Origin of the sequence: uncultured Chitinophaga sp. (genome assembly GCF_937874145.1) — a bacterium.
Lineage (GTDB): Bacteria > Bacteroidota > Bacteroidia > Chitinophagales > Chitinophagaceae > Chitinophaga.
Genome location: NZ_CALNBI010000352.1, coordinates 1 through 2,651, shown reverse-complemented (window position 1 = coordinate 2,651; position 2,651 = coordinate 1). Strand labels below are relative to the sequence as shown.

Sequence of the window (2,651 nt, the reverse complement as noted above, 5' to 3'; positions counted from 1 at the left end):
ACCATACACAGCAGTACTTTGCAGCATTGTTTAAATGTCATGTCAATTTTGGTTTTTAAAATGTTTTTTAATAGGCAACAGGGGACTGGTACGGCGCCTTGAAGCCGCAATTCTCATGTGTGATCGCATTCATCTGATCGTAATCGTGGTGCCGGGACGTGGATACTGTTATCGACCCGTGCTGGTTACTGGCTTATATAAATTTTATGGCCCGAAATGGTATACTCGAATGGTATGGTTTCTTGCAGCGCCTGGATGATTTCCTGAATGTTTTCCTCAGCGAAAGTCCCTGTTATGCGTATGTCCTGATATTTAGCGTCGTTGAATTGTATATCCGTGTTGAATTTTCTTTGCAGTTCGTTGGCCACGTCGCGGAAGCGCGCGGCTTTGAAGACGAGTTTGTTCTGCATCCAGGCGGTTTCGTCGAAGCTGCTGTCTGCCTGGTTGAAGAGCATTTGCTTGAGGGAAACTGTTTCGCCTTTGGCTTCCACCGGCGCAGCGGCCAGGTTGTGCTGCCGGTTGATGGTTACTTTTTCCCGCGGCCGCAGTAAAATGACCCTTTCCGGGTCTTTTTCGGACATCAGCTGGATGGCTCCCGTGAACAGCGAAGCTTCCACCACGGAATCTTCGGGATAAGCTTTCACGTTGAAAGTGGTCCCCAGCACTTTCACTTCCACGCTGCCGGCGGAAACGAGCATGGGCATGTTGGGATTTTTCACCACATCGAAATAAGCTTCACCTTCCAGTTTGATTTCCCGGTTTTTTACGCCGAAATCTTTGCTGTAACTCAGCCGGCTGCCGGAATTGAGCGTCACCACCGACCCGTCGGGCAGGTGCACCGTGGTTTTGGCTCCGCGTTCCGTATTGATTTTGTTGTAGAGCGGGCCATCCGAAAACACCAGCGGCCATACAAAGATCAGGGCGATGGCAGCCACGTTCACCAGCCCGGCGATGTAGTACCGCGAAAAACGCCGGATATGCGATGGCTTCCGCGCCTCTTCCGCAGGACCGGCTTCCACGACGTTTTCCGTTTCCACCGAAACCCCTTCCAGCATCTTCCGCAAACGCATTTCGCTGCGTTCCTTTGCGGCATCATCGTCCGGGGCAACGGCCTTCAGGTCATAGGCCGCCTGCAGCATTTCGCTTTGCTGGAAATCATGCTGATAGGTCCTGAGCAGCTCTTCGAGCTCAAGCCTTTCATGATCCGAAATCTCATGACTGAATTTCTTAGCGAGTAATTCCCAGATTCTGTTCATTAGAAAAATGCCGGTCGTTTATTAGAAGGAGTGAGAAAAATGCCCGGCACCCCTAAAAGGAAATAAAATATATTTCAGATCGTGGAAAAAGCCACGGCCTTGCCGAGCTTTTTGATGGCGATGCCCATCTGGGCTTCCACGGTTTTTAGGGAGATATTAAGGATTTCAGCGACTTCCCGGTATTTGAAGGATTGCTCCTTCACCAGCTGGAAAATCAACTTGCATTTGGGGGGCAGGTCGTTGATGGCCGCGTGTATGCGGTGGAGCATTTCCGAGGAAATGAGCAGATCTTCCGGCGAACGCGCCAGCTCCAGCCTGAAATCTTCGATCTGGTCGAGCGGATCGGTGAGGTGCAGTTGCTGCTTGAGGAAGGTGAAAGCCTTGTTGCGCGCGATCACGTACAGGTACACTTCGTAATTCCGGATGGCGGACAACTTTTCGCGCCGCTGCCAGAGTTCCATGAATACGTCGCTGGCCAGTTCTTCGGCCGGTTCGCGTTGTTTGATGAGGGAAAGGATAAGTTTGAAGATCCGGCTGAAGTACAGGGAATGCAATTGCATGAGCGCCGCTTCCCCATTGGTTTGCGGTAGTTGTTGGAATAGCAGCGCAGCATCTGGTCTTATCATAACGTTCATGCAATCTGTCTGGTCGGTAAGGTGAAACCGTACAAAATAAAAGCGCTTCCGCGCTAATTGTCAAACAAGCGGCAAAAAATTAGGAGCAAATGTTAAAATATCATTGGAAACAGGCCCTTTCCCTCACAATTGCAGGTTGGCCATCCAGCGGTCGATCTCCGATGCATGGAGTACAACGGTGGCCGTGCGGCTGAAACGGGCGATCACGATGCCGGAGAAGCGGCCCTGGTCGTCGTACACGGGAGCGCCGCAATCGGAGGAGCGGGCATGCATGTCGCAGAACCAGACTTTCGTGAAACCGTCTCTCCTCCTGCTTTTGCCGCCTTCGTACATTTCGGCGGGGTGTTTGGACGGAGGGTCCAGCCGTTCGGCGAGGGTAACCGGGCGGGTCAGGAGGCTGTCGCCCCGGCGGAGGGAAATAGTTATGGTTTGATGGGGATGGTATTTTTGGAGCTCGCTGATGAAAGCCGCGCCATTGGCCGGCTGCGCGTCGTTGATGCGCAGGAGTTTATCGCCCGCGAGAATGCCCGCCCGCGCGGCAGGGCCCTGCGGATCGGTGAAAGCCACGCCGGTCATATCTTCCATCTCCCCCAGTTTAGCGCCGAAATACCCGCTGCTGAGGCGCGGCGGCATATCGAAAGCGGGTGTGCTGGTGACGCCACGCTTCTGTTTCCCGGAAGCCAGCGGCGAATACAGGAAACTGCAGAGCTCGGGCTCGCCCGCATGCCTTTCCACATGTTCCACACCCGCTTCACGCACC

At 53.5% G+C, this 2,651-nt stretch carries 3 protein-coding genes; all 3 read right to left on the bottom strand.

Features of this window, described 5'->3' with window-relative positions; all coding sequences use genetic code 11:
* Nucleotides 1–185: 185 nt before the first annotated feature.
* Nucleotides 186–1,256: a FecR domain-containing protein gene (locus tag Q0510_RS17185; protein WP_298714601.1), complete on the bottom strand. Its 1,071-nt coding sequence runs from the start codon at nucleotides 1,254–1,256 to the stop codon at nucleotides 186–188.
* 74 nt (nucleotides 1,257–1,330) lie between these two features.
* A complete protein-coding gene (locus Q0510_RS17180) occupies nucleotides 1,331–1,882 on the bottom strand; it encodes a sigma-70 family RNA polymerase sigma factor (protein WP_298714598.1) in 552 nt (183 codons plus the stop codon).
* 132 nt (nucleotides 1,883–2,014) lie between these two features.
* On the bottom strand, nucleotides 2,015–2,651 hold a 637-nt coding region (locus tag Q0510_RS17175; RefSeq protein ID WP_298714595.1), incomplete at its 5' end, for a PDZ domain-containing protein.

Coding starts and splice junctions, on each gene's coding strand:
- Q0510_RS17185 (WP_298714601.1), bottom strand. CDS start 1,256: ATGAACAGAATCTGGGAATTACTCGCTAAGAAATTCAGTCATGAGATT.
- Q0510_RS17180 (WP_298714598.1), bottom strand. CDS start 1,882: ATGATAAGACCAGATGCTGCGCTGCTATTCCAACAACTACCGCAAACC.